Source organism: Raoultella sp., assembly GCF_039594335.1.
Classification (GTDB): domain Bacteria; phylum Pseudomonadota; class Gammaproteobacteria; order Enterobacterales; family Enterobacteriaceae; genus Klebsiella.
The window spans coordinates 1-2,899 of sequence record NZ_JBCNNS010000275.1 but is presented as its reverse complement, the minus strand read 5'-3'; the positions used below and the strand labels follow the sequence as shown (position 1 = coordinate 2,899).

Annotated in this window: 3 protein-coding genes and 1 pseudogene; 1 reads left to right on the top strand and 3 read right to left on the bottom strand. The window is 53.5% G+C overall.

The window, feature by feature from the left end; translation table 11 throughout:
• The 3 genes and pseudogenes from ACZAHD_RS22940 to exbB form a co-directional block, all read right to left on the bottom strand.
• A pseudogene (locus ACZAHD_RS22940) lies at positions 1-110 on the bottom strand (TIGR00645 family protein); the annotation flags it as partial.
• A gap of 142 nt (positions 111-252) precedes the next feature.
• Positions 253-678: a TonB system transport protein ExbD gene (gene exbD, locus ACZAHD_RS22935; protein ID WP_462458768.1), complete on the bottom strand. Its 426-nt coding sequence runs from the start codon at positions 676-678 to the stop codon at positions 253-255.
• A gap of 6 nt (positions 679-684) precedes the next feature.
• Positions 685-1,416: a tol-pal system-associated acyl-CoA thioesterase gene (gene exbB, locus ACZAHD_RS22930; RefSeq protein ID WP_462458767.1), complete on the bottom strand. Its 732-nt coding sequence runs from the start codon at positions 1,414-1,416 to the stop codon at positions 685-687.
• A 250-nt stretch (positions 1,417-1,666) separates the two neighbouring features.
• On the opposite strand from exbB, the gene metC reads away from it, so the two are divergent.
• Positions 1,667-2,854 carry a cystathionine beta-lyase gene (gene metC, locus ACZAHD_RS22925; protein WP_462458766.1) on the top strand — a complete coding sequence of 396 codons (1,188 nt, stop codon included), beginning with the start codon at positions 1,667-1,669 and terminating at the stop codon, positions 2,852-2,854.
• Positions 2,855-2,899: the final 45 nt, after the last annotated feature.

Sequence of the window (2,899 nt, the reverse complement as noted above, 5' to 3'; positions counted from 1 at the left end):
TCCTGAAAAAACTTGATCGACAGCGCAATCAGCCCGAGTGAAAGACCAAAATAAACCGGCGCCAGCAACCAGCGTGAGGTATACATAGCATTTTCCAGAAAGCGTTCCATAAGATCCTGTGAGTTAACAAAAAACGTCCGGCATTATATCGCAACTCGCCGCTGCGATTGCAACCTCCCACCGCAGGGCCGCTGCGCATCGGGCATAAAAAAGGCTGGCACATGGCCAGCCTGAGAAGTGTCGTCGGGAGGGTTATTTCACTTTTACGGTTTCCTCACCCACCAGACCAATCTTCAGATAACCCGCCTGGTGCAGGGTATCCATGACCTTCATCATAGTCTCATAATCCACGGTTTTGTCCGCGCGGAAGAAGACGGTGGTGTCTTTCTTCCCTTCAGTCAGCGTATCCAGCGCGCCGATCATGCTCTCTTCGGTAATCGGATCGTTGCCGAGGAACATCGTTTTATCCGCTTTCACCGACAGATAAATCGGCTTTTCCGGACGTGGCTGCGGCTGACTTGAGGAGGCCGGAAGGTTGACCTTCACATCCACGGTCGCCAGCGGTGCCGCCACCATAAAGATGATCAACAGCACCAGCATGACGTCGATAAACGGCGTGACGTTGATGTCATGCATTTCGCCGTTATCATCGAGGTTTTCGTTAAAATGCATTGCCATAAAGCATTAACCTACTCGTAATTTTTGCGCGGTACGGACCGGTTTAACGCCGCTGGCGCTCAGATCCAGGTCACGGCTTTGCAGCAGCAGCACCTGCGCAGCAACATCGCCGAGCGACGCTTTGTAGCTGCCGATCATGCGGGCAAAAATATTATAGATAACCACGGCAGGAATCGCCGCAAACAGGCCGATGGCCGTCGCCAGCAGCGCTTCCGCAATGCCCGGCGCAACCACGGCAAGGTTAGTGGTCTGCGTCTGCGCAATGCCGATAAAGCTGTTCATGATACCCCAGACGGTACCAAACAGACCGACGAACGGGGAAATCGCCCCGATGGTCGCCAGATAACCGTTGCCACGGCCCATGTAACGGCCAACGAACGCCACGCGACGCTCAAGGCGGAAACCGGTACGTTCTTTAATCCCTTCGTTATCTTCGACGCCTTCAGAAAGAGCCAGCTCGTTCTGCGCTTCGTTAATAAGTTGCGAGCTTAAGCTTTTCGGGTGGAAACTGTTTGCGATATCGCTGGCCTGATCGAGGGAACGCGCGTCGCCGAGCAGTTGCTGTTCGCGCTTGAGGCGGCGCTTACTGGAAAGCATTTCAGCACCTTTGCCGAAAAAGATAGCCCAAGTGACTATCGACGCCAAAATCAGGCCAATCATCACGACCTTAACGACAATATCGGCATGATGATACATACCCCAAACGGACAGGTCCGCCTGCATCAAATTATTACCCACGCTGAATCTCCAGGACGTCAATCACAAAATCTGAGCACAATAATATCAAAAAAGCATCGAATTGATAGTGGTTCTCATTAGTATTTACACTGTGCAGCAAATCACGTTTAGATTCCTTGCGCTTACGCAGTAAAAAAGTGGTCGAATACGGATTTCGCAAAATTTTTGCCCGTATCGGCCATTCCCTGGTACAGGTTGAGCCATTCATGCTAGTTTAGACGTCCAGACGTATAAAAACAGGTAAAAAAACATGGCTGATAAACATCTTGATACCGCGCTGGTCAATGCCGGACGCAGTAAAAAATATACCCAAGGCTCGGTCAACAGCGTGATCCAGCGTGCTTCATCGCTGGTGTTCGAGACTGTCGAAGCTAAAAAACACGCCACCCGCAACCGGGCAAAAGGCGAGCTGTTTTACGGCCGCCGCGGGACATTGACTCACTTTTCGTTACAGGAAGCCATGTGCGAACTGGAAGGCGGCGCCGGATGCGCGCTGTTTCCCTGCGGCGCCGCCGCCGTTGCCAATACCATTCTGGCCTTCGTCGAACAAGGCGACCATGTCCTGATGACCAACACCGCGTATGAACCCAGCCAGGACTTTTGCACTAAAATCCTCGCCAAGATCGGCGTCACCACCAGTTGGTGTGATCCGCTGATTGGCGCCGATATTGCCCGCCAGATCCAACCCAACACCCGGGTGGTGTTCCTGGAATCACCTGGCTCTATCACCATGGAAGTTCACGACGTTCCGGCAATCGTTGCCGCAGTCCGCCGCGTTGCTCCGCAGGCGATTATCATGATCGACAACACCTGGGCTGCTGGCGTGCTGTTTAAAGCGCTGGATTTTGGCGTCGATATTTCCATTCAGGCCGGGACGAAATACCTGATTGGCCACTCTGATGCGATGGTCGGCACCGCGGTATCCAACGCACGCTGTTGGGATCAGCTGCGGGAAAATGCCTACCTGATGGGGCAAATGGTCGATGCGGATACCGCCTATATGACCAGCCGCGGCCTGCGCACTCTTGGCGTCCGCCTGCGTCAGCATCATGAAAGCAGTCTGCGTATCGCCGAATGGCTGGCGCAACATCCGCAGGTCGCTCGCGTCAACCACCCTGCGTTACCAGGTAGCAAGGGCCATGAGTTCTGGAAGCGCGATTTTACCGGCAGCAGTGGCCTGTTCTCATTTGTCCTCAATAAACGCCTGACCAACGCCGAGCTGGCTGTGTATCTCGACAACTTCAGCTTGTTCAGCATGGCCTACTCCTGGGGCGGCTTTGAATCGCTGATTCTGGCTAATCAGCCGGAACAAATCGCCGCCATCCGTCCGGAAGCTGAAGTTGATTTCAGCGGCACATTGATTCGCGTCCATATCGGGTTAGAAAATGTTGACGATCTGTTGGCGGATTTAGCGGCAGGCTTCTCACGTATCGTGTAAAGTGACAGCGAGTGGCAGCAATAGCGGACGTTTTGTCTAAGGCAG